General features: G+C 63.7%; 24 protein-coding genes. 11 read left to right on the top strand and 13 right to left on the bottom strand.

Translation table 11 applies throughout. The annotated features are described in order from the left end of the window. Positions 1–101: 101 nt before the first annotated feature. A complete protein-coding gene (locus EAH89_RS31470; RefSeq protein ID WP_161993708.1) occupies positions 102–269 on the bottom strand; it encodes a hypothetical protein in 168 nt (55 codons plus the stop codon). Positions 270–864: 595 nt separating this feature from the next. Between EAH89_RS31470 and EAH89_RS32240 the strand changes: the two genes are divergently transcribed. Further along, positions 865–3,243 (top strand): PAS domain-containing sensor histidine kinase, encoded by a 2,379-nt coding sequence (locus EAH89_RS32240; RefSeq protein ID WP_206667639.1) that lies wholly within the window; start codon positions 865–867, stop codon positions 3,241–3,243. After that, positions 3,243–3,629: a response regulator gene (locus tag EAH89_RS32245; protein WP_206667640.1), complete on the top strand. Its 387-nt coding sequence runs from the start codon at positions 3,243–3,245 to the stop codon at positions 3,627–3,629. The genes EAH89_RS32240 and EAH89_RS32245 overlap by 1 nt, the downstream gene beginning before the upstream one ends. 164 nt (positions 3,630–3,793) lie before the next feature. Here the strand turns inward: EAH89_RS32245 and EAH89_RS33535 are convergent, their stop codons facing one another. The 6 genes from EAH89_RS33535 to EAH89_RS21795 all read right to left on the bottom strand — a co-directional run bounded on the left by EAH89_RS33535 (position 3,794) and on the right by EAH89_RS21795 (position 9,344). Further along, positions 3,794–4,585 (bottom strand): transposase, encoded by a 792-nt coding sequence (locus EAH89_RS33535; RefSeq protein ID WP_140885817.1) that lies wholly within the window; start codon positions 4,583–4,585, stop codon positions 3,794–3,796. 122 nt (positions 4,586–4,707) lie between these two features. Then, a complete protein-coding gene (locus tag EAH89_RS33540) occupies positions 4,708–4,926 on the bottom strand; it encodes a polyhydroxyalkanoate synthesis regulator DNA-binding domain-containing protein (protein ID WP_140885818.1) in 219 nt (72 codons plus the stop codon). A 150-nt stretch (positions 4,927–5,076) separates the two neighbouring features. Continuing rightward, complete coding sequence (locus EAH89_RS21780; RefSeq protein WP_140885819.1) at positions 5,077–5,571, bottom strand: response regulator; 495 nt, start codon at positions 5,569–5,571, stop codon at positions 5,077–5,079. Then, positions 5,558–7,708, bottom strand: coding sequence for a PAS domain S-box protein (locus tag EAH89_RS21785; protein ID WP_140885820.1), 2,151 nt, complete (start codon positions 7,706–7,708; stop codon positions 5,558–5,560). The genes EAH89_RS21780 and EAH89_RS21785 overlap by 14 nt, the downstream gene beginning before the upstream one ends. Positions 7,709–7,997: 289 nt before the next feature. Then, positions 7,998–8,819 (bottom strand): IS5 family transposase, encoded by an 822-nt coding sequence (locus EAH89_RS21790; RefSeq protein ID WP_140885821.1) that lies wholly within the window; start codon positions 8,817–8,819, stop codon positions 7,998–8,000. Positions 8,820–9,104: 285 nt separating this feature from the next. Then, positions 9,105–9,344: a DUF6894 family protein gene (locus EAH89_RS21795; protein ID WP_140885822.1), complete on the bottom strand. Its 240-nt coding sequence runs from the start codon at positions 9,342–9,344 to the stop codon at positions 9,105–9,107. A 1,379-nt stretch (positions 9,345–10,723) separates the two neighbouring features. On the opposite strand from EAH89_RS21795, the gene EAH89_RS21800 reads away from it, so the two are divergent. The 7 genes from EAH89_RS21800 (at position 10,724) to EAH89_RS21830 (ending at position 16,912) form a co-directional block, all read left to right on the top strand. Next, complete coding sequence (locus EAH89_RS21800; protein WP_161993709.1) at positions 10,724–11,770, top strand: HWE histidine kinase domain-containing protein; 1,047 nt, start codon at positions 10,724–10,726, stop codon at positions 11,768–11,770. Between the two features lie 103 nt (positions 11,771–11,873). Next, entirely contained in the window at positions 11,874–12,464 is a 591-nt protein-coding gene (locus EAH89_RS21805) for a YciE/YciF ferroxidase family protein (RefSeq protein ID WP_140885824.1), read from the top strand. 113 nt (positions 12,465–12,577) lie between these two features. After that, complete coding sequence (locus EAH89_RS21810; protein ID WP_241667141.1) at positions 12,578–14,086, top strand: helix-turn-helix transcriptional regulator; 1,509 nt, start codon at positions 12,578–12,580, stop codon at positions 14,084–14,086. Positions 14,087–14,241: 155 nt separating this feature from the next. Further along, entirely contained in the window at positions 14,242–14,424 is a 183-nt protein-coding gene (locus EAH89_RS21815; protein WP_140885825.1) for a CsbD family protein, read from the top strand. A gap of 88 nt (positions 14,425–14,512) precedes the next feature. Continuing rightward, positions 14,513–15,463 (top strand): hypothetical protein, encoded by a 951-nt coding sequence (locus EAH89_RS21820; RefSeq protein WP_241667142.1) that lies wholly within the window; start codon positions 14,513–14,515, stop codon positions 15,461–15,463. Further along, entirely contained in the window at positions 15,453–15,956 is a 504-nt protein-coding gene (locus EAH89_RS21825) for a DUF2382 domain-containing protein (RefSeq protein WP_140885826.1), read from the top strand. Before EAH89_RS21820 ends, EAH89_RS21825 begins: the two co-directional genes overlap by 11 nt. Continuing rightward, positions 15,953–16,912 carry a YsnF/AvaK domain-containing protein gene (locus tag EAH89_RS21830; protein WP_140885827.1) on the top strand — a complete coding sequence of 320 codons (960 nt, stop codon included), beginning with the start codon at positions 15,953–15,955 and terminating at the stop codon, positions 16,910–16,912. Before EAH89_RS21825 ends, EAH89_RS21830 begins: the two co-directional genes overlap by 4 nt. 220 nt (positions 16,913–17,132) lie before the next feature. On the opposite strand, the gene EAH89_RS21835 is transcribed toward EAH89_RS21830, so the two are convergent. Beyond that, entirely contained in the window at positions 17,133–17,483 is a 351-nt protein-coding gene (locus tag EAH89_RS21835) for a response regulator (protein WP_241667143.1), read from the bottom strand. Between the two features lie 579 nt (positions 17,484–18,062). Between EAH89_RS21835 and EAH89_RS21840 the strand changes: the two genes are divergently transcribed. Continuing rightward, positions 18,063–18,815 (top strand): EAL domain-containing protein, encoded by a 753-nt coding sequence (locus EAH89_RS21840; RefSeq protein WP_140885837.1) that lies wholly within the window; start codon positions 18,063–18,065, stop codon positions 18,813–18,815. Between the two features lie 66 nt (positions 18,816–18,881). Here EAH89_RS21840 and EAH89_RS21845 read toward each other — a convergent pair whose 3' ends face one another. From EAH89_RS21845 to EAH89_RS21860, 4 genes are all read right to left on the bottom strand, one after another. Further along, positions 18,882–20,222, bottom strand: a complete 1,341-nt coding sequence (locus EAH89_RS21845) for a sensor domain-containing diguanylate cyclase (RefSeq protein WP_140885828.1) — start codon at positions 20,220–20,222, stop codon at positions 18,882–18,884. Beyond that, positions 20,223–20,582: a PAS domain-containing protein gene (locus EAH89_RS21850; RefSeq protein ID WP_140885829.1), complete on the bottom strand. Its 360-nt coding sequence runs from the start codon at positions 20,580–20,582 to the stop codon at positions 20,223–20,225. A gap of 165 nt (positions 20,583–20,747) precedes the next feature. Beyond that, positions 20,748–21,827, bottom strand: coding sequence for a PAS domain-containing protein (locus EAH89_RS21855; RefSeq protein ID WP_140885830.1), 1,080 nt, complete (start codon positions 21,825–21,827; stop codon positions 20,748–20,750). Between the two features lie 3 nt (positions 21,828–21,830). Then, a complete protein-coding gene (locus EAH89_RS21860) occupies positions 21,831–22,280 on the bottom strand; it encodes a PAS domain-containing protein (RefSeq protein WP_206667641.1) in 450 nt (149 codons plus the stop codon). 272 nt (positions 22,281–22,552) lie between these two features. Here EAH89_RS21860 and EAH89_RS21865 point away from each other — a divergent pair, with 272 nt between their 5' ends. Then, positions 22,553–24,445, top strand: coding sequence for a methyl-accepting chemotaxis protein (locus EAH89_RS21865; protein ID WP_161993710.1), 1,893 nt, complete (start codon positions 22,553–22,555; stop codon positions 24,443–24,445). 63 nt (positions 24,446–24,508) lie between these two features. On the opposite strand, the gene EAH89_RS21870 is transcribed toward EAH89_RS21865, so the two are convergent. Continuing rightward, positions 24,509–24,739 (bottom strand): transposase domain-containing protein (locus tag EAH89_RS21870; RefSeq protein WP_140885413.1); only part of this gene is annotated, 231 nt, incomplete at its 5' end.

A 24,739-nucleotide genomic window follows, 5' to 3' on the forward strand; every position in this document is an offset into this window, starting at 1 on the left:
CCAGATCCCGCTCCTCCGTGATCGCACCACCGGTGCACCGGGAGGGTTTACGTGCCCGGTCAGGGCTCTCGACTAGCATCACCGAGGCGGGCCGTACCGGTTCAGGCAGGCGCCAAGACTTTCTTAGGTGCTGCCTTCGCAGCGGCCTGTTCGCGCAACAAGATAGCGGTGCGCAGGAGCGTTTCCTGGTCCTGAGCGAACAGGCTCAACGACGCTTTGCGTAAGGCTTGGTCGATGCTCGCCCGAAGGTCCTGCTCGTTGCCAGACATGGTGTTGCCTCTCTGCATGGAGGCAGAGTGACAGACCCAGCTTTCATCCCGCTTACGTTACTAAAAGCCTGTTCACTAATCCGCACGTTGCCAGCACCGCGTCGAACCGCTCGCTGCCATCTGCTAGGAGATACGCGATGCCAACCACCTCGTCGTAAGCCGGTTCATCACGCCGCCACTGTGGCCGCAGCTTCTGCAGAAATGCCAGTGGGAGGCGAAACAAGCTGCTTATCAGCCGCCTCGAGCCATGGCTGGTACTCCTCGCCATCGACTGAGTGCTCGCACGCAATCCTCCAACAGCACCTCATCCACCCTATGCGCCGTAACGTTCCTCCCTCTTGCGTCATTGCCGAGCCGTGGCTTAGCGTTTTGTAAGCTTGCCGTAAGCTTGCGATTTTAAGAAGCAGTACTTGTCCTGGTTAACACAACAGTTACATTGCGTTACGCTCGCTGAATACGACGCTCATCGCGTCAAGGCATCAGCCGAGCGTCAGCGAAGTCGTGCGCACGGCCTCAAGGCTGCTCAAGCGTGCCAACGGTGAGCCTATTGTCCTGCTCCAGGACAGCATGGAGATCTCCTGCGTGAACGGAACCGATGAGCAGCTTTCTCGCTAACTCCTCCGGGCCGCGACAGCTGAGCGACAGCCGGCTGGCCCAACTCGCCCTGGAGAGCGCTGTCGACTTTGCGGTGTTCACCACTAACCTCGATGGCATCATCATCAGCTGGAACAGCGCTGCTGAACGCCTTATGGGCTGGCTGGAGGCCGAAGCCGTAGGCCAGCATGCCACCATTATCTTCACGCCCGCAGATGAGGCGGTGCGAGCCTGTCAACAGGAGATGGCACAGGCCCGGCGCAGTGGACGAGCGGTGGACGAGCGCTGGCATCTTCGGAAGGACCGCTCCCGCTTCTGGGGTTCGGGCTCCATGACGAGGCTCGAGGATGACGAAACAGGCGAACACCTGGGTTATCTGAAGATCGTCCGCGACCGCACGGCGGAGCACGTGGCTGGGGAGCGGCTCCAAGCCAGTGAAGCGCTTCTGCGGAGCGTGATGGAAAGCAATCCCGACTGTTTGAAGCTGCTGAGCCTTGATGGGCATATAGTGTTCATGAACAGTTCAGGATTGGCACTGCTTGGGATTGAGCACTTCGAGAATATCAGGGGAAAGGATTGGGTGTCGCTCTGGCCGGAGGAGGAGCGTCACAAAGTCAGAGCGGCGCTGAGTAGGGCGACAATCGGTCTACCCAGCCGCTTCCAGGGTTGGTCCGCCACGGCGACTGACTCGATCCGCTGGTGGGACGTTCAGGTGACGCTCCTGCCAGAGAGCGCTGACCAGGCCCCTCTGCTTCTGACCTCCTCGCGCGACATCACCGATCAGGTCGACACTGCGGAGCAGTTGCGCGCCAATCACTCGCTCTTCCATAGCTTCGCCGAGAACTCCGCCGACGTTCTCTGGATTGTTGATGCTGGAATGCAGCACCTGGAGTACCTCAGTCCGGCCTATGAGCAGGTCTGGGGTGAAGCACGGGACAAGATCATGCAAGACCTCGGCCACTGGGCCGAGAGGGTGCACCCCGACGATCGGGAGCAAGCGTCTAAAGCCCTTCCCCTCCTCCTCAAGGGCGAGGCGCAGACCTCCGAATACCGCATCGTCCGCCCAAATGGAGAGGTGCGGTGGATTCGAGATACCGGCTTTCCTATTCGGAGAGAAGACGGTGCTATCTTCCGGGTGGCTGGTATTGCAAATGACGTTACGGTCGAAAAGCTTGCCGCACAGGACATGCATGAAACCAGCGAGCGGTATCGTCTTGCTGTCCGGGCCACCAACGATGCCATCTGGGATTGGGACCTTCGGCACAATCGAGTTGAATGGAACGAGGCTCTACAGCACGCCTATGGCTACGCGCCGGAGGATGTGGGCTCAGGTGGTGAATGGTGGCTTGAGCACATCCACCCCGACGATCGGGAACGTGTCTACGGCTCCATCCAGAGCGTGATCAAAGGGACTGAAAGCCACTGGTCCGACGAGTACCGCTTTCGCAAGGCTGATGGATCCTACGCCGACGTATTGGACCGTGCTTTCATGGTGCGCGATTCGCGGGGCGAACCTTCGCGAATAATCGGCGCCATGCTCGATCTGACGGAGCGCCGGCGGGCTGAAGCCGAGCTGCGGCGTCTCAACGAGCAACTCGAGGTCGAGGTAGCGCGGCGCGCCGAGCAGCTCCGACACCAGGAGGAGATGCTGCGGCAGAGCCAGAAGCTGGAGGCTGTGGGTCAGCTCACCGGTGGTGTCGCGCACGACTTTAACAATCTGCTAACCATTATCCGATCTTCGGTCGGGCTGCTGCAGCGACCGAACCTGCCGCCAGAAAAAAGTCAGCGGTACATGCAGGCCATCTCGGACACGGTCGACCGTGCGATGAGACTGACAGGACAACTCCTTGCCTTTGCACGCCGGCAACCTCTGCAGCCGGAGATCTTCGCCGCAGACGATCGGATTAGAAATCTATCCCAGATTGTTCGCACCATCGTGGGGGGGCGTGTGGCAGTCTCGATTGAGGATGGCCGCAAGAATTGCTATGTGCAGGCTGACCCGAGCCAGTTTGAGACCGCTCTGGTCAACCTCGCCGTGAATGCCCGCGACGCAATGGACGGTGAAGGCCGGCTGACCTTCAAGGTTAAGCAAACCTCATCGGTACCTCCCACACGTGGCCATGCCGGAGCTCCGGGCGACTTTGTGGCGGTGTCGGTCTCCGACACCGGGTCCGGTATCAGCCCAGAGATGCTGGACAGGATCTTCGAGCCGTTCTTCACCACCAAGGAGGTTGGCAAAGGAACTGGCCTTGGGCTGTCGCAGGTCTACGGGTTTGCCAAGCAATCCGGGGGGAGGTTCAGGTCGAGAGCAAAGTTGGTCACGGCACCACGTTTACGCTCTACCTGCCGGCGGCTGCAGCGACACCCAGTCACACGCTGATGACGGATGGAGCGACCGACGAAGCACAGGCAGCCGAAGGCAAGCGCGTGCTGCTTGTGGAAGACAACACCACCGTCGGTGAGTTTGCCCGGCAGCTTCTTGAGGACCTCGGTTACACCGCCGTCTGGGCCTCGGATGCGGCATCCGCACTGCACCAGTTAGAGGACAATGCGGACGACTTTGACGTCGTGTTCTCGGACGTGGTGATGCCTGGCATGAATGGTGTGGATCTCGCACGGACAATCCACAGCCGATGGCCGGACCTTAGGGTTGTTCTCACCAGCGGTTACAGCCATGTGCTCGCGAGCGAAGGCACCCAGGGGTTCGAACTTCTACGTAAGCCGTACTCCCCTGAGGAACTGTCGAGAGCGTTACGACCACGCTAACTTAGCTACGCCAATCGCTTGAGTGCGAGACAAGAAGGTGCTGCTTGCCACTCCACACGATCGGGAGGAGCACCGAATGACCGCGTAGCCTTAGACAGCTCGTTGAGACTGAAACCCCAACATTCTACTGAGAAAGTCTTAGCAGTATTTGATACTTACAATACCTAACCTGTGCGACTGGTCTCTAAAACGCGGTCTTCAGAATTCCTAAGCGAGGCGTCCTGCAACCAGGAATATGCATGCGGTCTGGAGCAGGGATTGGATGATGAAGCCGCAGCGATCATAGCGCTGCGCCAGTCGCCTGTTCTCCAGCAGCCAGGCGTTGGTGCGCTCCACTGCAAGCGCCGCTTGCCCAGGCCTGAGCCGGGTACCCGTCCGCGTTTGTGGATGCGAGGTCGGACACCGAGCTTGCGGCAGAGCTCGCGATGCCGCTCGGCGTCGTAGCCTTTGTCGGCGAGTACCGTGCGAGTGCGTACCAGGATAGCGAAAGCAGCCAGGAACAGGCGCTCGAACAGCAGGGGGTCAGGAACGTTAGCGCCGGTGACGGCGCACGCCACCGGCAGCCCGTCGCCTGTGGCCGCGACATGGTACTTGCTACCCTTCTTGGCCCTGTCCGTCGGGTTCGGGCCGGTCAGGTCGCCGCCGCGCTTGGCTCGCACTGAGCAGCTGTCGAGGATCAGGTCGGGGTGGCCTCGCAGCAGGCGGATGAGCAGAGCATGGACCCGCCCCAGTAGGCCCGTGCGTGACCACACAGCCAGGCAACGGCGCAGGGTCGAGCCGCTGGCCCTCTCTGTTGTCGCCCGCAGGCTCCGCCAAGGCGTACCCTCGCGCAGGAACACCCGCAGGGTAGCCAGCACCCGCACCAATGATGCAGGCGGATGGCCGCGCCTACAGGAGCGGCGTTCCTTGCAGCACTCTACCGCCGTCGCGATCAGTCCGAGGATCCTTTTGTCCACCTCTCCCCCCGCGCCAAAGCTGCACAGGTGGGGAGGTGCTCAGCCGATCACCGGAACAGGGTTCCTCAACTGCTGGTAGTAGTGGAAACCACCTCTTAGTTCGGCCAAGCTACTCTGAGTGCTCAGTGGAACATGGCGGCCGGAGTGGGTAGATCGTCGGCTAGCAGAACTTGCGTGATCTCCAGCTTGGTCTCAACATCGATTACCACGAACGGCAATCCCTTTTTGGCCCATCTGCGGAGTTCCTGAAGGGTAACATAATGCTGAGCTGTCGCGTTGTAGAGCCGGGTTCTACCGTACCGCTTTACGAGGACAGGTTGTACCGCCGCTCGAGTTGGCATGCTCGTTCCACCATCGGTCCTGATTTTGATGGGGTTCTATTTGTGGCCGGTTCTTCTTTTGCCTAGGAGGTAACAGCCTAAGGGTTGAGCTCGCACAGCATACTGCTGGACATCAGTTGGCGGCGATCATGGCTAGAGGGGGTGATCGCATCAGCTTGCCCTGCCGTACAAGTGCAAGCCCATTGGCAGGCGTTGCGGCAGCGGGTGCCCGTGCAGCAGCGCGGCTGCAACGGCAACCGATCCCGTTAGCTGACGCTCATCGAAAGGCTTGTGCAGGCAGCCGAGCGCTACCCCCTGTCCTCGTCCCTCGGGGCAATTACCCGTCACGAAGAGGCAGGGCACCCCAAGGGCGGCCAGGTCCGCCGCCACGTCAAGACCGCTCTCGCCACGGGCGAGACGGACGTCGACCAAGGCGAGGTCAGGCCGCTCCGTCCGGGCCAAGACGCCCGCCGAGGCCACGTCCTCGGCCACCCCCACCACCTCGTGCCCAGCGAGTTCCAGACCAGCCTGGATCTCGAGCGCGACGAGCCCTTCATCCTCGACGACGAGGAGGCGGAGAGACCGAGGAGGACTGCTGCCGCTTCCACTGCCCCCAAGGTCGCTCGGCACCAAGGCCCAGAGAAGCCCCAGATCAATGCTCGCCATTTTTTCCACCTTCCTGAACCTGCCTTCCGGGTACAATCACCGAGAAGGACGCACCGCGGCCGGAGGATCCCCGGCCCACCACGAGCCGCGCCCGAAGCTGCCGTGCGAGGGTCGACACCACGCGCATGCCCACGCCCGCGGACCGGGAAGGATCAAAGCTTTCGGGCAGTCCGATGCCGTCGTCCTCTACCTCAAGGGCGAGCCCCCCTTCCCCCGCATGGGCGTTGCGTACGCGGACCCGCAGGACGCCCTCACCGCTATCAGGGAAAGCGTATTTGACGGCGTTCGTGACCAACTCGGACCCGATCAGCGCCAGGGGCACGGCCTGGTCAATCGAGGTAAGCCGTCCATCTCCGCTCTCGTCCGGCCTCGCCTCATCGAAGTCGAGCCGCACCCTCTCCTCTGGATCAAGCGCGGCCAACGTGTCGGTGCACATCTCCCGCAGAAAGCTTGCCAGGTCCACGCTGCCGTGCGTGCCGCCCTGATAAAGCCGCTGGTGCAGACGGGCCACCACGCCAATGCGTGCCCTCGCCTCGCCAAGGGCGGTGCGCAAGTCAGGATCGCGGGCCTTGTTGGTCTGAAGCGAGAGTAGCGAGGAGACGAGTTGGAGGGAGTTCTTCACCCGGTGGTTCACCTCGGCGAGCAGCGCCTCCTTCACCTCCAGCGCTTCGCCAAGCGCGAGGCGCGTCGCTACTAGATCGTCGATCTCGGTGCAGGTGCCATACCAGCGGGTGACCTCGCGGGTGACGGGGTCGCGCACCGGTAACGCACGGCCGAGCGTCCACCGATAAGTGCCGTCAGCGGCGCGGAGCCGGTACTCGACCTCGTAGGGCTCGCCCGTGGCGAGGGAGTGCCGCCAGCGGTCCAAGGCACGCCCCTGATCCTCCGGATGGAACTGTGGGTTCCAGCCTTCTCCCTCCGTCTGTTCGGGCGTTGCGCCGGTAAACTCGTACCAGCGTTTGTTATAGAAGTCGTGATAGCCGTCGGGGTGCGTCGACCAGACCATCTGCGGGATCGTGTCGAGCGCGATGCGGAGCATGGCCTCGCTTCGCACGAGCGCCGCCTGCGCCTCCTGGCGCGGCCTGAGATCGCGAATGATGGCGGAGACGCCAATGACGCCGCTGTCGGAGGCCTGCATACGGGCTGCGGTGACAGTGACCGGGATACGGTGTCCTTGCTTTGTCAGCCAAACCGTTTCGTGTTCGTGGACGCGCGTGCCCTCCAGAGCTAGACGGATCACTCCGGTCGACCCCCCATCTGGCACATCGAGTGGCACCAGCAGGCTCACCGACCTGTCGGTGACCTCTGAGGCAGCATAGCCGAACAAGGCCTCCGCGCCGCTGTTCCAGGTGAGAATCCGCCCATCGTCGGCGGCGATGCTGATGATGGCGTCGGAAGTAGAGGTGACGATAGCGGCAAGGCGCGCGTTGGCCATTTCAGCCAGGACTCGGGCATCAAGGGCGCGGCGTCGAAAATGCCGGAGCCAGACCGCGAGGGCGAGGACGCCCGAGACAAGGACGAGCGCCGCCGCCGAGATGCTCCAGACCCAGCGCTGCGTAGCGGCATTACGCCCCTCGTGGAGCGAGGTCACTGCCGCTCGCAAGGCGCCCGCCTCAGTTCGAATCGCGTCCATGAGCGACTTGCCTCTGTCGGTCTCGACAAGGGCCAGGGCCGCGTCCGCGTTGCCCTCTCGCCGCAACGCGATAGTGCGCGCGAGCTCATCGAGCTTGGCAGGAATCAGGCGTCCAAGCTCGGTAGTTGGGCGGGCGAGCGTCGGCTCCGCCTCGCCGAGGCGGATGAGCTCGGCAATTCTTCCATCCAGCTCGCGCAGCGCGTCGTCGTATGGCTGAAGATAGCTCTCGCGACCGGTCAGGAGAAAGCCGCGCTGTCCGGTCTCGGCGTCGCGCAGATCAGAGAGCAGCACGTCTGTCTGATCCTTAGCAGCGTTGATGCGGGTCGTTCGACCTCGCTCCGCCTCGAAAGTGGCCAAGCCGAAACTGACAGCAGCCAAGGCGAGAACTAACAGGAGAAGCGCAGCGGTGAGGGGGCCAATCACACCACGAGAAGCGCCGTTCGCAAGAAAACCGGGGGTCGAACCAGTGGAGGCTTTGCCTGAACCACGAAGGATGAGCGACACCTCGATCCCTCCTGGACCTGCTGACCAAGCGCCTGGCCGGAAGCGGGCGGCGCGTGCCCCTCCGCCTTGATTAGATTGTCACATTCGGTCAAGGCAGGAATGAGCATAGCGTTAAGCGCCGACGAGAAAATGTCCAGTGGGAGCAGGTAGCAGCCGGCGCCTGCCCATGTGCGCGGTTGAGTGCCTTTGTCCACGCAGGCGGCTTCTTCACCGTGCATTCCAAGAACAATGACGCATCGGACAAGTGCCAGGAGCCTTCGACGACAAACCTTAGTGACTGTTTGAGAATTCAGCGGTGGGCGACCCTGCGGAGGAGGAGGGCGCCCATGGCGACGTGGATCATGGCTTCAGACACGTCGAGGCGTCGCTCGTAGTCCCGCACGAGGCGGCGCCAGCGGATCATCCAGCCGAAGGTGCGCTCCACGACCCAGCGGCGTGGGAGGACGCGGAAGCCCTGCTGGTCGGAGCGCCGGACGATCTCGACGATGAAGTCGAGGAACGCCGCCTTGTCCATCAGCTTGGTGCGGTCGTAGCCCGCGTCGGCGAACAGGTGCTTCAGCCAGGGCCAGCGCTTCCGGACGGCGGTGAGGATCTCCTGCGCGCCGGCACTGTCCGACACGTCGGCAGGCGTGAGCTTCACCATCAGCAGTCGCCCCTCCGTGTCCACGGCGACGTGGCGCTTGCGGCCGACGATGCGCTTGCCCCCGTCGTGGCCGCGCACCTCGGCAAAGGGCGCCTTGACCGTCCGGCTGTCCAGCACGCCGCCCGTCGGGCTCGCCTCCCGCCCCGCCGCCTCGCGGTCCAGCTTCAAGGACACATCGTGGATCGTCCTGAACAGCAGGCGCCAGACGAAGCGCCTGAACCACCAGTACACCGTCTGCCAGGGCCCGAAGTGGACCGGCAGCATCCGCCAGCCACCGCCCGAGCGTGCCAGATAGTGGATCGCGTTCAGCACCTCGCGCAGGTCCACCGAGGGCTTCCTGCCCCGCCTCGGCAGTTTCGGCATCAGCGGCTCGATCCGCCGCCACTCCTCGTCCGTCAAGTCAGACGGGTAGCGCTTCGTCTTGCGGGCAAGCTCGGCCATCCGGCGGCGCGTCTCTCGGGTCCACATCCCGAGCTTGAATCACCTCGCCCGCGCTGCGCCAAGCCATTCTCAAACGGTCACTTAGCGAGTTGACTTTCGCCCCTCCCTTTTCGGTGCACCTTCGACACGGCCAACACTGAACCCGTCTAGCCAACAGTCGCGTAAAGGAGCCAGCATATGTGAGTAGGGGCAATCACTAGCATAAGACGCTTGATCCATACCTGCTTGCCAGCCCTGTGCCGTCGCGAGAGCGACAGCGCGGAGTAGAAAAACTTCGGCCTCGCTGTTGCTAAAATTCTGCACGAGCCCTTCCTATACGATGTGTCCAAGCTTCACTGTCAGTAACAGAGATGCGGTAAGCACTACGCCGCCTTCCTCGTTCCGTACAGCAACCGCCAGGGCGGGCCGGTCGTGCTGCAGGCTGTCACGCGCGATGCTGAGAAGCGCAGCGATGGCTTCGTGGCGTGCCACATCAACATTGGGCATTTGCAAGCCCACGTTGTCTTGCTCAGGAATCTGTCCATTCCAGATGTCAAAGTAGAATAAAGGCATGACCTTTGTATGCAATGCTAGAGGCCCAATTATCGATTATACCGTCGGGCAGATGTTCCGACCCGTTCGGATCCGCCAGAGGCGAAGGGCTGAAGCCACGTCTGCCAGGCAGGGACGAGTTGATGTTGTGTCAGGACATAGGCCCGCCTGTATTACCTGTGATAAAGATCATAAGTTTTGTCAACTCATGCATTGTGCTTGACCAACTTCCCCCATCGCGCGTCACCTCCCCGGCCGTTCCTACCTCTAAACCTTACTGTGAAAGAATATGCCGCGCTCCGAGTGGGGCTGACTCCGGAATGACTTGCAGCGCTCAGATAATGATGTACCGTTCAATCGTTCCGGCTCCTTCGCCCTCCGTGCTGGTGTCAGGTCGGGCGACATGGTGGGACTGGGACCGGCTTTGGGGCGAGGTGATCGCAAGCCTCCCGAGCCGGTAGAGGCCTCGTCCTCACGGACGAGGCCTCTACGTTTCGGCAGATAGGGCAGACGGTACAGGCGTGCGGCATGGTCACAGACGAAGGCGAGGAAAGGGCAGAGTGGCGACGTCGCCTCGCGGATGCGCTGCGCGAGTGCTTGATGGCCGCGGATCGCCTTGCGACCCGGGCCGAGACGATGGAACTCGAACAGCGGGTGAGGGCTCTGGAAGAGGAAGGGCACCTGAGAAGCTTCAGGCCAGCTGGTTCATCCGGCTGGTAATTCCGCCGGGCAGATGTTCCGACCCGTCCAGATCCGCCGCAGGCGAAGGACTGAAGCCGTGTCTGCAAGGCAGGGACCAGCTGATGATGTGTCAGGGCATAGGCGCGCCGGTATAATTCAACGCGACTTGGGCTCCCGGTCGCCTCAACCTATCCGCTCAGGCCTCTCCACCAGCGATAATGAGGCTGGCCGTTCCGGTTCAGGCAGGTGCCACAGTCCGCTTGAGCGTCGCCTCGCCGCTTGGCACCAGGGTCGTGTCTCTGAGCGTGGTGCAGGAGCGGTGCTCCTCAGCAAGCTGAGCCGCCGTGTCAGGCTGCTGTGGCGGGCAGGCTGACGGAAGGAGTATCACTCACGGCACCAATGGACTCCAGTGTCATGTAGCTCGAGTGCTGTGTGGCCGACTTATCGGACTGCTCGAAGCAGTCTCAGGTCGGGCTGGTACTGTGTCCGGCTTCACGACAGCAGTGGTCCAACCTAGAAGGGTTTCCGGATCGCTGAACTTCTTACCACCTGTTTGATCGAAGTCGTAGGGCTCAGATCATTGCTGCCCACCGCAACCAAAGAGGCTGCTGGAACGTCATAGTAGCTTGGTGCGGGGCAACGCACTCCATCTCTGGTGCGAGCTAATGACCTTACCCGGCGATCGTACCTCCTCGCCACCTCCGCCTGTCAGTTCCGACATGGCCATGCCTTCCGGCGCGTTTGCGCAGGATTTGGACCTGTTCAGGGTCATTGCCGAAACCGTGAGTGATGGCGTCCTGGTGACCAGCGCAGACCTTGATCATCCCGGCCCGCGCATCGAATACGTGAACGCCGGCTTTACACGCATCACTGGCTACGAGTCCGAGGAGGTACTGGGCCAGACACCCAGGATCTTGCAAGGGCCCAGAACGGATCGTACCACGCTGGACCGGCTGCGTTCAGCCCTGTCACGTGGCGAAAGCTTTTTCGGCACTGCTGTAAACTACCGTAAGGATGGAACAGAGTACGTCAATGAATGGCTGATCAATCCATCCCGCGGTACCGACGGGCGTATTCTGCGCTGGGTATCAGCGCAGCGAGACGTGAGTGACAGAGCACAGGCCGAGGCCAGCCAGCAGATCCTGCTCGGTGAACTCAACCATCGCGTCATGAACAACCTGGCTGCGGTGCAGGCGCTTGCCGCCCGGCTTGGCCGTAGCACGGGCTCCGTGGACGAGTTCCAGGCCGCCTTGCAGGAGCGGCTGTTTGCCTTGGCACAGGCACAGAAGGCCATCGTTGCCGCCCATGGACGAAGCATAGGTTTGCACTCTCTGGCACAGGCGCAGCTGGCACCTTTTGGGATCGGCAGCCCAGGGCGCGTGGAGGCCAATGGGCCGCAGGTCCACCTTCGAGCAAGTGCGGCCGTGGTGCTTGGTTTGGCGCTGCATGAACTCGGGCTCAATGCGCTGAGGCACGGCGCACTTTCCGCACCTCGTGGTCGCGTCGGCCTGAACTGGTCCGTTGTGCCCGGGCCTGTTGGTGATGAGCTCTGCGTTGACTGGCGTGAGGCCGGAGGAGAAGTCCTTAGCGCTCCAGCACATCGCGGCTTTGGCCTTCGCCTCATTGAGGAGGTCCTGGTGCGGCAGCTGCAAGGACGTGTGCGCATGACCTTTGATGCCCCAGGGGTACGGTGCCTAATTGGCGCACCGCTCGCCACTGTTCTGGAGCGCTGTGCCCAACCTTGGGGCGGTGCATCAAGAACATAGGTGCGACTTCCGGTGCTGGCGTCCTCGGTCGTTTGCCGCTCTCACACGTTGTACTGCGACTGAGAGATCAGCAGCTGGCTCTCTGCGCAACGGAACCGAGACCATGGCCGAGAAGACCCTGAGCGACGCCTTCTACGAAACCCTGAAAGACGTTTACTACGCCGAGAAGCAGTCGGTACGTGGCTTGAAAAAGTCTGCCAAGGCGGCCGCCTCGCCCCAGCTCAAGGAGGCGTTTACCAGGCACGCGGAGGAGAGTGCGGTCCAGGTTGAGCGGCTGGTTCGCGTGTTTGAGATCATCGGCAAGCCGCCCCGTGCCAAAACTTGCGAGGCGATGCAGGGCCTGCTGGCTGAGATGGAGGAGGACCTGGAGTCCTTTGGCGAAACTGAGGCGGCCGATGACGTGCTGATTGGCTGTGCGCAGGCGATCGAGCACTACGAGATTGCCCGCTACGGCCTGCTCCGGACCTGGGCAAGTAAGCTGGGCCACGAGGATGCAGTCGAACTGCTGGAGGAGACGCTCGAGGAAGAGAAGCGTACCGACGCCCTGCTCAGCGAGATTGCGGAGGGTCTTGAGGCTTCTGGTGAGGACGAGGAGGAAGAGGAGGGTGAGGAGGAAGCGGTACCCAAGGCTCCAAAGCGCACTCCTGCCGCCAAGCGTCCGGCCCCCAAGTCCCGGTCCAAGGCGAAGGCTTAGTCTACCGTCTCCCGTAAGGGAGCGTCCCCTCACGGTGGACTGGGTGCCAGATACCCGTCCTGTTGCTTAACCCTTACCGCATGCATGGGTCTGGCCCTTTCGGAACATCACAGGTGACCGAACTCCCCTCCGATCAGAATGCCGACTATCAACAACTTCGGCTTATCCTGGCGGCCTTGCAGGACGGTGTGATCCTCATCGACCCTGATCAGAGGATCGCCTGGGCCAACAAGGCGGCCCTCCGGATGCATGGTGTGCAAGAGGTGGCCGAGCTCGGCGCCACCGTCTCCGAGTACCGCACCCGCTTTGAGCTGCGCTATCGCAACCGCCACCGCGTTCCCGAGGGGGCCTACCCGATGGAGCGGGTGATGGCCGGCGAGGCGTTCGACGAGGTGGTGGTCGAGGTGGCGCCCGCCGGGGAGAACGAGGCGCTCTGGACGCACCGGATCCGCAGCCTCGTCCTCAACGACACCGCCGGCGTGCCGAACTGCCTCGTGCTGATCCTGAATGACGAGACCGAGCGCTTCGATGCCGAGGAACGCTTTGAGGCCACCTTCAGCGCGAACCCGGCGCCCGCGGTGATCCTGCGGCTCTCCGACCACCGCCACATCAAGGTGAACCGAGGTTTCCTCGAGATGACCGGCTACGCGGAGGAGCAGGTGGTCGGCCGCTCAGCCTATGAGATCGATGTTCTGGACGGCGCTGCCCGGCGGGAGTTTGCCGTGGACCGGCTGCAGCAGGGGCGCACCATTCCGCAAATGGAGGCCGTGCTGCAGCTTCCTGGGGGCGGCGAGAAACGGGTGGTGGTGGCCGGGCAGCCGATCGAGGTCGGCAATACAAATTGCATGCTTTTCACCTTTGTCGATGTCGAGCCCCATAAACGCACTGAGGAGGCTCTACGAAAATGCGAGAGCAACTTCGCAGTGGCCTTCCAACTGTCGCCCGTTCCATCCTTCCTCGCCCGGCGTGTCGGGTGCTGCCTCCTGCGGGCTAACGAGGCGTTTGTGCGGGAGAGCGGCTACACCGCGGTGGAGCTGGCTGGCAGAGGAGCCGGTGAACTCGGTCTCTGGGCTGACGCGGCAGTGGGGCAGGAGCTGGAGCGACGCCTCGAGCTGCATGGCGGCATACGCGACTTCGCTCTCCAGCTGCGCACCCGGGCGGGCGACCTGCTGGACCTCCTTGTGTCCGCCGAGGCGGTGAGCATGGGAGAGGGACCCTGCGTGCTGGTGGTGGCGCAGAACGTGGCCGAGCACCGCCGCACCGAGGTGGAGATCGCGTCGGCCCTCGAGGCGGTCATGCAGGACACCTCCTGGTTCAGCCGGATGGTGCTGGAGAAGCTCGCCAAGCTGCGACGTCCGGACGCTCCCGACGGTGCCATGACCTCCGAGCTCTCCCAACTCTCACCACGCGGGCGCGACGTTCTGGCCCTGGTGTGCCGCGGCATGGCCGATGCGGGGATCGCCAACAAGCTCGGGCTCTCCCGCAACACGGTCCGCAACCACGTCACGGCGCTCTACCGCAAGACAGGAGTGCGCAACCGAGCGTCCCTGGTCGTCTGGGCTCGTGAGCGTGGCTTCACGGGTGGCGCGCCGCCCAAGTTGCCTAAGCTCACCAAGGTTTAGTGCAGCTCCTCTGCCGTCTTAGTGCAGGGGCATCAGCTCGGAAGAACGGCATCGTTCCTGCCGACGGAACCCTGAGAAGTTCCGCCGGTTACTGGGGCGAATGCCAGGGTCTGAACGATCCTGGTCTCGTTCGGACATCCTCATGGAAAAGCCAGATGGATAAGGATCCGGTCCCCGGCACCGCTGAGCGGATGAAGGCTTCTATCAAGGATGCCATCGGCACGCTCACCGGCGATCCCAGGGCAAAGCCCGAAGGCTGCACTGAAAAGCCCCAAACGGAGGTTCGGAGCACGGCTGCCGACACCGAAGGCGAACCCGAGAGCGCCACCCGCGAGTAAGAGATCCACGCCGGTGCGATGGCTCTCTGAGCTCCTCGCTCCGGTGTGAGTGCGCGGCATCCAGAACAAACCTGAAGGAACTTCTATCGTGCAAACACGCGCCACACCTGACGTCTACAATGATGCCTCTAGGGCAACGGCCGTTCTCCCCGAGGGCGCCCCGTCGCTGCCCTCACGTGTGTCCTGGGGCGCGGTGATCGCCGGCGCCGTCGTTGCGCTGACGGTCGGGCTGATGCTGAACTCTCTCGGTGCCGGCATTGGCGCCACCACGGTGGACGCCGCAGCCCGGGACACGCCCTCCGCCTCTTCCTTTGGGATTGGAGCCGCCATCTGGGTGCTGGTGTCCAACCTGATCGGCCTTGCGGCGGGCGGCTACGTCGCGGCCCGGCTGTCGGGCACCTCGGACAACACGGACGGTACGCTGCACGGCCTGGCGGTCTGGGGCACCACCTTCCTGATCTCGGCGGTGCTGCTGGGCAACCTTGTCTCCGGCATTGCCTCCACCGCAGCCTCCGGCGCCTCCAGCCTAGTCAGCAGCGTCGCGAGTGGGGCCGGTTCGGCGGTGTCCGCCGTGGGTCAGCAGGCCGCTAACCGGACAAGCACCAGCACGCTGCAGAATGCGGCCCAGGGCTTGGTGGACCGGGTCCAGGGAGCCCTCAGCGGGAGCGGCGGCGCTCCGGCTACGATGACCTCGGACCAGCGCAAGGCGGAGATAAGCACCTTGGTGACCCGGCGGGTGACCGACGGGCAGCTCTCGGCAGAGGATCGCACCCGCCTGAACGGGCTGGTCGCGGCCGAGTACAACATCAGCCCCCAAGACGCTCAGGCGCGGGTGCAGCAGGCTGAGCAGCAGGCGACCCAAACGGCGCGGCAGGCCGAGGAGAAGGCACGCAGTGTGGCCGATACCGCGGCCTCCGGAGCCGCCAAGGCCGCCTTCGCGGTCTTCGCGATCATGCTGCTGGGCGCGATCGCCTCGGTGCTGGGCGCCCGCCGTGGCACCCGTGACCTCCTGACGGTCAGGAGCGCCCGTGTCGCCTGAACAGGGCGCAGGGACGCCCGGCGTCGAGCAGACACGGCCATCGGGCAGCCCACTCGCCAGCGGAAGGACTGAGGAGGTCATTCCGCTAGTCGAGGAGATCCTCCACCTCGGCAAGCGGGTTGTGGAGACGGGGCGCGTCAGGGTCTCACTGACCACCGAGACGGTGGAGGAGACCCTGCGCGAGACCTTGCGCAGCCGACACGCCGAGGTCGAGCACGTGCCCATCGGCCGTGAGGTAAGCCAAGTGCCGGTGACCCGACAGGAGGGGAACGTGATCATCGTTCCCGTCGTCGAGGAGGTCCTTATCGTCACGAAGAAGCTGGTTCTCAAAGAGGAGATCCACCTGCGCTTCGTCGACAGCGAGGAGAGCGTGGAGCAGCCCGCCGAACGGCGGGTGCAGCGAGCCACGGTTGAGCGGCTGGTTCCGAAGCAGGCGGGTTCGCCTGCTGGGACGGCCGAGTGGACCGACAACACGAAAGGACGCCAACAATGACGCGTACCATCACCGCCATGTTCAGTGCTCGGGCTGCAGCCGACAGGGCTGTCAACGAACTGACCCGCGAACTGGGTATCGGGAGCGGCCAGGTTCAAGTGTACGCCGCTGAGGCGGCCCCGAATGGCGCGACCACTGCCGGAGCCGCGACGGGGGACACGGGCCTTTGGGCCTCGCTGAAGGACCTCTTTGTTCCCGACGAGGACCGTACGGCCTACGCCGAGGGCATTCGCCGCGGCAACTACGTGGTCTCGGCCCAGGTTGATGAGACCATGCTCGATCGGGCCATGGACATCCTCGAGCATAACGGTGCGGTGGACCTGGACGCTCAGGAAGCCGAGTGGCGGCAGTCCGGCTGGACCGGCCATCAGGCGGGCGCAACTACGGGGGCGACTGTGGGCACCTCTCCGTCCAATCCCCAACTGGGTGTGGTTGCCACCGGCGCGGCGGTGACCGGTGCGGCCGCAGCACCGGTTACCGGTCAGACCTCCGTGGCGACCACCCCGTCTCGTACGGGGGCTGAGGAGGTCATCCCGATCGTTGAAGAGCGCATTCAGGTTGGCAAGCGCGATGTCGAGCGCGGCCGGGTGCGGGTGCGCTCCTACATCGTGGAGACGCCGGTCAGCGAGCAGGTAACGCTGCGTGAGGAGCACGTTGACGTGCAGCGCCGCGCTGTTGATCGACCGCTGACCGATGCTGACGAGGCCTTCCGCGAGCGGGTCATCGACGCCACCGAGCACTCCGAGCAGGCGGTGGTTGGCAAGGAGGCGCGCGTTAAGGAGGAGCTGGTGATCCGCAAGGACGTCGCCGAACGCACGGAGACGGTGCAGGACAGCGTTCGCCGGACCGAAGTCGAGGTGGACGATACCAGGGGCACGACAGGCACGTCTGCAAGCCGCGCCGTGGACAAGACGCTCGGCACCAACATCAGCGGCGCCAACCCCAACAAGCGTTGAAAGCTGCCCGTTTATAAACCGCGGGACGGGGCAGTAGTCCCGTTCCGCCCCATCGCTTGAGGATGGCTTCACAGACACTGCAAAGTCTTTCTGCTGATCTGATCGCGGCACGCGAGGACCACTTACAAATCAGCTCACGCCATAGCGCCAGAACTAACAAAATAGCTTGTTGGTACGCATAAATGGACAGACTTGAGACAGGTTGGGGAAAGGATGGGAGCTACCGTCCGGCAATCAGATCTTTGATGCGGCTGGCGAGCGCTTCCATGGCGAAAGGCCTGGTCATGGCGTGCATGCCGGGCTCCAGATAGCCGTTGCCGACCACCGCGTTCTCGGCATAACCAGTGATGAACAGCACGCGCAGTCCCGGCCGTGTGACCTGCGCGAAGTCGGCCACCTGCCGGCCGTTCATGCCCCCAGGTAGACCGACGTCGGTCACCAGCAGGTCAATGCGGGCATCGGACTGCAACACCCGAAGCCCGGCTGGCCCGTCCGCCGCTTCGATAGCCATGTAGCCCAAGTCGCCTAGCACCTCGGTGACCAGCATGCGTACGGTCGGCTCGTCGTCCACCACCAGCACCGTCTCGCCCCGCTCCGCCCTCGGCGCCTCGGCTAGCTCGCTGGGCCAGCGATATCTTCCGCCTCCCTATGATGGCGCGGCAGGTAAAGGCACACCATCGTGCCCTGGCTCGGTTCGGAGTAGATGCCTACCTGCCCGCCCGATTGCCGGGTCTTCAGTCTGCTGCCCCATCGATGTTAAGGGCAGCACACTGATCGACGCTTTGACCCGGATTCCATGGTCTACTGGGATTAAGGCCGGCGCTGATGCTCCTATAGCGGTGAAGGGGACCTTGACCGCTATAGGAGCATCAGCGCCGCTTCGAGCTAGGAGCATCGATCTAATGAGACAACCTCGGTCGCTGACAGCGACGCTACGGCTGACAACAACAGACGTCTTGGCCCACGGCCAACAGTTTCACGATGTTTTCAGTCTCTTGCCCCATGCTGGGCACGTCATGTTGCGCGAGAGCGGAACAGCCGTTTGGTCCCACTCGCCCAAGGGGAGAGAAGCGCGTTGCTGTTTGAAGGCGAGCCCGCAGCGCACCTGAACGCCCGAAAGTCCGGTGGCGGTACCCTGTCAGCTTCGCCAATGCCCCGAGATGGATGTGGCGATTGCTCCAGCGGTTTAGTCGCTCCTTTCCCTTTTTCGATGGCTTTCCAACCTGTTGTGGACGTCACGACCGGGCGGGTGCACGCCTACGAGGCTCTGGTCCGTGGGCCAGCGGGAGAGCCGGCGGCAGCCGTACTGGCGCAGGTCACCCGCGCCAACCGCTACGCGTTTGACCAGTCCTGTCGCGTCAAAGCTATCGAGCTGGCGTCGAGCTTGGGAATGGCGGCGAGCGGCGCCACCCTGTCCATCAACTTCATGCCCGGTGCCATGTACCGCCCCGAGAACTGCGTGCGTGCCACCCTGGCCGCGGCGCGCCGGCACCGTTTCCCACTAAACCGGCTGCAGTTCGAGGTTACCGAGGGCGAGAAAGTGGGCGACCCGGATCACCTCACCGCCATTTTTCGCGAGTACCGGGCGCGCGGCTTCCGTGTCGCCATCGATGACTTCGGCGCGGGCTACGCCGGCCTCGGCCTGCTCGCCCGCTTCCAGCCCGACGTCATCAAGCTCGACATGGATCTGATCCGCGGCCTAGACAACGACCGCGTCCGCCGCTCCATTGTGGGCGCTGTGCTGTCAGTCTGCGCCGAACTCAACATCGCCGTGGTGGCGGAAGGTGTAGAAACCCGCGCGGAGCTGGACGCGCTCCGCGCTCTCGGTGTCCGTCTCGTGCAGGGTTACCTGTTCGCCCGCCCCGCCTTCGAGCAGCTGCCGCCTGTCTCTACCCTCGCCTGAGCGGTTTCCTCCAGGACGCGCGTCGTCACCGCTGTAGGCGAGCTACGCCGAGCGGCTCGGAACCGGTCAGGAGGCGGCGCGCACCCGCGTCACCGGTGCCTCTGCTCCAGCGACGCACACGCGGTTCCTGCCATCACGCTTGGCTCGGTAGAGCGCTGCGTCAGCATCAGCCAGCAGTTTCTCCAGGGTTGACGCGTCCGGCGTGAGCGTAGCCAGGCCAAAGGAGGCGGTGAGCACCAAGACAGTCTCACCCTTCTGGGCAGGCGTACCGGCGACCTGCCGACGCAACTGCTCAGCAACCTTTGCGCCCGTCTCGATGTCGGCGCCAGGTAGCAGGACGCCGAACTCCTCCCCACCCAAGCGACACAGCAGGCCCCCCTCCGGGAGCGCGTCGCGCAGCGCCCTGGCGACAGTGCGCAGAGCCTCGTCACCGGCGGCATGGCCGTGACAGTCATTCACCCGTTTGAAGTGGTCCACGTCGACCATCAGCACGGCAGCGGAGCCCGCGCTGTCTCGAGCGCGTCGCACGAGGTCTATGCCCTGTTCGAAAAAGGCGCGCCGGTTCAGTGCGCCAGTCAAGTGGTCAGTGGTTAGAGCCCGCCGTAACTCCTCGGCGGTCGAGCGGCGCTCCGTCGTGTCGCGCACCACCATCAGGAAACGCGTGCTGCCGCCTTCGCCCTCTGGGAGAGCGGAGACAATGCAGGTGCCCCAGAAGCGCGAGCCGTCAGCCCGTGCACGCCACCCGTCGTCGAGGTGCCAGCCGTCGCGCAGCGACACCGCTAGTCGTTCCAGCAGCGCGTCCTGGCTGTTACCGCCCCTCTCGGCAGGCGTAACGAGGCCTGCCGCCGAGGCGCCCAGGGCAGAGGCCGCGGCGTACCCGAACAACCGCTCGCCGGACGAGTTCCATTCTGAGACACGCCCTTCAGGGTCGAGGCCAAGCATGGCGTAGTCGTTAGCACCCTGTACCAACGCCGCGAACCATGCGTCACTCTCCCGCAGGCGCCGCTCGTTGGCTACTTGGGCCGAGATGTCCGACAACACCGCCATATGCCGGTCGGCGTCCATGCGCACCACTGTCAGTGACAGCACGCGCGGATCACGACCATCGGGCGCTGGGCCAAGATGCAGGCGTAGGCCGTCGCACAACGTTCCACGTGCCGGCTGATCGTCGCGCAGCAGCCGACGCAGCTCGGGGGCGCAAGGCGCCAAAGCATCGAGCAGGTTGGAGAACATCGTGCCTGGCGGCAGCAGCGGCATCACCAGGCACGAGAAGGCAGGGTTGAGCATGAGCACGGTGCCGTCGGCAGCGAACTGCGCCATGCCGTGCGGGCAGGTATACAGGAACCGGAGCAGCGCCTCGTACTCGGCATCCGCGTCGTCCTCGGAGGAAGCCTCAGCGGGGTTCAACTAGCTGCGCTCGACCAGCACGTAGCGGCGTCGGTGACCGGGTGCGCGCAGCAGCCGCAGCCGCACTGGTGTGACCCGCATACGAAAGGTGAGGACGTAGGGAAGCATGCTGTCCAGCGCTTCCTCGCGCTCCAGCCGTTCAGCCACCATAGAGTTGTTCATGCAAGGGGCGACGTCGAGGAAGAAGTGGCGGCCGAGCACGCGGTCTCGCGTCAGCCTGGCGGCCGTGGCCTCGTAGACATTGTACACCTCCACCATGCCGCTGCCATCAAGGCCGATTACCCCAAAGGGCAGCGTGTCCAGCATGCCGGCCGGTGCGGCGTCCAGCGCCTCCAGTAGGGCAGCATCGTCGAACTTCATGCGGCAATCACCCGAGATGGATGCCGGAAGCCGCCGGCAATCACCAAGGCTACCTTCCCATGCTTTACAACCCCTCTACGCCGAGAGGCTTCAGCGAAGACATGGGCGCCAAGGGGTAAGAAAGCAGCCTTCGCCGTTTGCGGCTCCTTCAAGTGAGGGTACGCCTCAGACCAGGCTTGCGGTCCTGACGCGCTCTGCGATGCGGCTGCCGAATTCCGTGATGAACACGGTGCGCACGGCCTGCATGGCGTGGGTAAGGATGCGGTTCTGATGATCCAGGTTGCTGTCCGAGAACCAGACAATGAAGCAGCTACCCTTGCCAACTTTCAGGATGTCCAACGGGCCGAGAAGCGGCTTGATGATGGCTTCGGCCAGCATCATCGCCCTCGATTCAATCCGCGGCCAGTCGGCGCCAACAGCCGCGCTAAGAGCCGAGAGGCTAATCATTCTGACTTGGCTGCCACCTCGCTGGGTAGCAGGCGTGGTCTGACCGGATGTGCTAGGTTTCGGAACAAGTGTGACAACTCGCAGGTGCCGGGAGTCTGCATCATCGAGAATGCAGGAACTCATCGTCGCGCGGAAGCGTCGTCCCCCCTTGGCTAGAGCCTCTATCTCAATTTCGTAGGCTTTGCTATCAAGGGACTGCTGCGACCGGGCAGCTTCCGTCATGCCGCTCGTGTCGGGCAGAAGCGCGTCAATATTCAGGCCGACAATACTCTTGGCGTCGTATCCCATGAGGTTCTGGAAAGCGACGTTGCTGAGCAGGATGAAGCCGTCCGCTCTGATGATGACAACCGGCGTGTTCAGCCGCATGAACACCGACGCCAGTAGCCGTTGCGCGTCGGTCCGCCTGACGACCTCGCGCCGAGCCTCGGTCAGGTCGGTTACGTTCTGCACGACCGCCATCAGCGTGGTGCTGTTAATCTTGTTGATGTCGAGCATGAGCACCGTGCGCGAGCTCGGGATCGCGATCTGCATCTGATCGAAAATCTGCCCGGCGGGGTGTCCGAACCGTTCCACGTGCGCCTGGAGGTCGGGGGCAAGGCCCTCAAACAGCCGGTAGAGATCCGACATGGCGCCGTCGGTCGCGAGCGGCATGAGCAGCTGCGCCGCTGTCGGATTGGCCATGTCAATCGTGCCGTCCGGGCGGAATTTGATAATGCCAACCGGCGCCAGGTAGAGGAACTCGATTAGGGCTTCGTAGGAAGAAGCGATGTCCGGCTCTTCGTACAGATCGCTGTCCATAACTTATGCTTTCCGTTCGACGATCAGATACATGCGCTTTCCCGCCGGTCGCTTGAGCAGTCGCAATCTCACCTTCTTGGGTGACATCCGGAGCGTCAGGACGTAGTCGATCGTGTCGTCGATCTCGGCCTCGGTCGCAAACCGATGGGCTACCATAAAGTTGTTCATGCACGGCGCCACAGCGTTGAAGAAGTGTCGGCCAGTCACACGGCTGGGTGTGAGGCCGGCCAGCTTGCCCTCGGCTACGTTGTAGTGCTCGACGGTTGCGTCAGTCGCCATTGCAATGACGCCAAAGGACAGTGCGTCCAGCTCCTCCGCGCTCGCACCTTCCAGCCATACGAACAGGGCGGGATCGTTGGTTGTCGTGGGAAGGGAGCGCTGCTCGACCGTCTCGAGAGCCGGAGTGGCGGAAGCCAGGTGCAAGGGGGAGCCCACCGGGTGCGTCTCCGACAAAGGCGCGGCTCAGGGGGCGGCCGCCAAGGCGTGCGCTTGTAGAGAAGGAGAATGTCCGAGGTCTTAACAGCGTGCTTGTTTCTCTTGCTGAGCTTCGCTGAGAAGAACGCGGCTGCAATCAGCCGGATCGAGCATCGTTGCTATGTCAAAATAACCGACTGAAATACTCGGACGTCTTAGCAAATTTTTAGAGTGCGGCTGTCAGGGTGATGGGCAAGTGCACCCGGCACGCGCCGGGAGCCCTCAGATCGACCGGTTGGAGACGCGCCCGCATGAGCTACCTGACAAACAGGCTTCAGCAGGCTCGTGGCTATACCCGCCGCATGGGCATTGTTACCCGCCTGCTGCTGGCTTCACTGCTCGGCATCGTGGTGGCCGTGGTGGCGGTCCAGGCCTGGACGCTGCGGGTGGCCTACGAGGCACAGATGCAGGCGGCACAGAGCGCGTTGCGCACCAACCTTGCGGTGCTGCGGAACGAGCTGAGTGGGATGGGTGGCGACTGGCGCCTGACGGCGGATGGGAAGCTCTCCTTGGGAGGGCAGCCGCTAAACGGCCGTGAGGATCTGGTCGACAAGGTGGGCCGCCTCACGGGCGGCGTTGCCACCATCTTCGCCGGCGATACGCGGGTGGCGACCAACATCCAGCGCCCGGATGGCCAGCGCGCTGTCGGCACCAAGCTGGCGGCCGGACCTGCCCGCGAGGCGGTGATCGGGCGCGGTGAGACATACCAAGGAACGGCGGAGATTCTGGGTGCCCCGTACCTGACGATCTACGAGCCCATCAAGGACGCAGCCGGTCAGTCCGCTGGCATCCTTTTCGTGGGGGTATCCCTGGCCGATGTTCAGCAAGCACTGAACAAAATGGTCCATCAGGGCCTGATAGCCGGACTGGCAGTCATCCTGGTGGTCGGCGGCGCCCGGTGGCTCGCGCTGCGGTCCTCCATGCGCCCGCTCAGCGGGCTTGCGGCCAGCGTTCGGTCCATCGCTGCCGGTGACCTTGACCAGCCTGCCCCTTGTGCGGATCGCACCGACCAGCTTGGCCAGATTGGCCGCGCCATCGAGGTACTCCGTGAGGGAGCTCTGCGGGCGCGTCAGGCGGAGAAGGAGGCAGCGGCCGAGCGCGCCGCAAAGGATCGCCGGGGAGAAGCCATGGAGCGGCTGACTACCGACTTCGGCACCACGGTCTCTGGCGTCCTCGTCAAGCTGACGAGCTCGGCCGACGGCATGCGGTCCGCGGCCGATGGCATGGCTCAGGCCGCGGAGAAGACCAAGCTCGAAATGGAGAGTACAGCGGCGGACGCGAATACTTCCTCGCGGAGCCTTGCCACGGTCGCAGCCGCGACCGAGGAGCTAACCGCCAGCGTAGGCGAGATCTCCCGGCAGGTAAGCCAGGCTGCGGCCGCGGCCCAGGACGCGGTGGTGCAGGCGCGGAGCACGGACACGACGGTCGCCGGGCTGAGCGATGCGGCTGGCCAGATCAGCGAGGTGGTTCGGCTGATCTCGGACATCGCCGGTCAGACTAACCTGCTGGCGCTGAACGCCACGATCGAGGCAGCACGCGCCGGGGATGCCGGAAAGGGGTTCGCTGTCGTGGCGGCCGAGGTGAAGCAACTCGCCAGTCAGACAGCTCAGGCGACCAGCCGCATCAGCGCCCAGGTGAGCGCCATCCAGTCTGCCACCGGTGAGGCGGTGGAGGCTGTCCGTGGTGTCGCCACAGCTATTGATCAGGTGAGCGAGATTGCAAACGCTATCGCCGCTTCGGTCGAACAGCAAGGAGCCGCTACGCGCGAGATCGCGGTTCAGGTACAGGCCATCTCCAAGGTAACGGACAACGCCACCCGTGCCATGCACGACGTGTGCACCACGGCCGAGCAGTCCGGCGCGATTAGCGGCACCGTGCTCCAGGCTGCGGACGAGGTGGCAAGCCGTTCGGATGGACTGCGGCAGGACGTGGACCACTTCCTGGACGCCATGCGAGCCGTTCAGAAGAACGACGAACGTCGCCGCTACGAGCGCATATCCGGCTCGGGGGCGTCCATCCGGCTTAAGTGCGCGACCTATGGCACCGGCTCGGCGGTTCTGCAGGACATCTCACTGGGCGGTGCGGCGCTTGCCTGCGAGTGGCCTTGCGATGTTGGAGCCGAGGTCCTGGTGGGTTTACCGTAAGCGTCGCGGCGGCGACAGGGGCGGAATTGTATTGACGGTGGGCGCTGGCTGAGTTCCGGCGCGCTACGCCGCGATGGCGGGTGCCGTGGCGGGGCTGCTGTGCTTCCAGTTCCACGGCAGCAAGGTGTCCAACTCGGCGGTCTTGGTCCGCCCGGAGACGACGCGCTCCAGCACATCCGTGAGCCAGGCCTGAGGGTCGACGCCGTTCAGCTTGGCGGTCTGGATGAGGGTCATCGCGATAGCCCAGTGCCGCGCCCCGCCATCGCTGCCCGCGAACAGCGCATTCTTGCGATT

This window comes from Muricoccus nepalensis (genome assembly GCF_006438825.1).
In the GTDB taxonomy this organism is placed as follows: domain Bacteria; phylum Pseudomonadota; class Alphaproteobacteria; order Acetobacterales; family Acetobacteraceae; genus Roseomonas; species Roseomonas nepalensis.

Coding starts and splice junctions, on each gene's coding strand:
- EAH89_RS32240 (WP_206667639.1), top strand. CDS start 865: ATGAGCAGCTTTCTCGCTAACTCCTCCGGGCCGCGACAGCTGAGCGAC.
- EAH89_RS33540 (WP_140885818.1), bottom strand. CDS start 4,926: ATGCCAACTCGAGCGGCGGTACAACCTGTCCTCGTAAAGCGGTACGGT.
- EAH89_RS31470 (WP_161993708.1), bottom strand. CDS start 269: ATGTCTGGCAACGAGCAGGACCTTCGGGCGAGCATCGACCAAGCCTTA.
- EAH89_RS21805 (WP_140885824.1), top strand. CDS start 11,874: ATGGCCGAGAAGACCCTGAGCGACGCCTTCTACGAAACCCTGAAAGAC.
- EAH89_RS21830 (WP_140885827.1), top strand. CDS start 15,953: ATGACGCGTACCATCACCGCCATGTTCAGTGCTCGGGCTGCAGCCGAC.
- EAH89_RS21780 (WP_140885819.1), bottom strand. CDS start 5,571: ATGGCGAGCATTGATCTGGGGCTTCTCTGGGCCTTGGTGCCGAGCGAC.
- EAH89_RS21840 (WP_140885837.1), top strand. CDS start 18,063: ATGCCCCGAGATGGATGTGGCGATTGCTCCAGCGGTTTAGTCGCTCCT.
- EAH89_RS21815 (WP_140885825.1), top strand. CDS start 14,242: ATGGATAAGGATCCGGTCCCCGGCACCGCTGAGCGGATGAAGGCTTCT.
- EAH89_RS21865 (WP_161993710.1), top strand. CDS start 22,553: ATGAGCTACCTGACAAACAGGCTTCAGCAGGCTCGTGGCTATACCCGC.
- EAH89_RS32245 (WP_206667640.1), top strand. CDS start 3,243: ATGACGGATGGAGCGACCGACGAAGCACAGGCAGCCGAAGGCAAGCGC.
- EAH89_RS21850 (WP_140885829.1), bottom strand. CDS start 20,582: ATGAAGTTCGACGATGCTGCCCTACTGGAGGCGCTGGACGCCGCACCG.
- EAH89_RS21855 (WP_140885830.1), bottom strand. CDS start 21,827: ATGGACAGCGATCTGTACGAAGAGCCGGACATCGCTTCTTCCTACGAA.
- EAH89_RS21790 (WP_140885821.1), bottom strand. CDS start 8,819: ATGTGGACCCGAGAGACGCGCCGCCGGATGGCCGAGCTTGCCCGCAAG.
- EAH89_RS21800 (WP_161993709.1), top strand. CDS start 10,724: ATGGCCATGCCTTCCGGCGCGTTTGCGCAGGATTTGGACCTGTTCAGG.
- EAH89_RS21795 (WP_140885822.1), bottom strand. CDS start 9,344: ATGCCTTTATTCTACTTTGACATCTGGAATGGACAGATTCCTGAGCAA.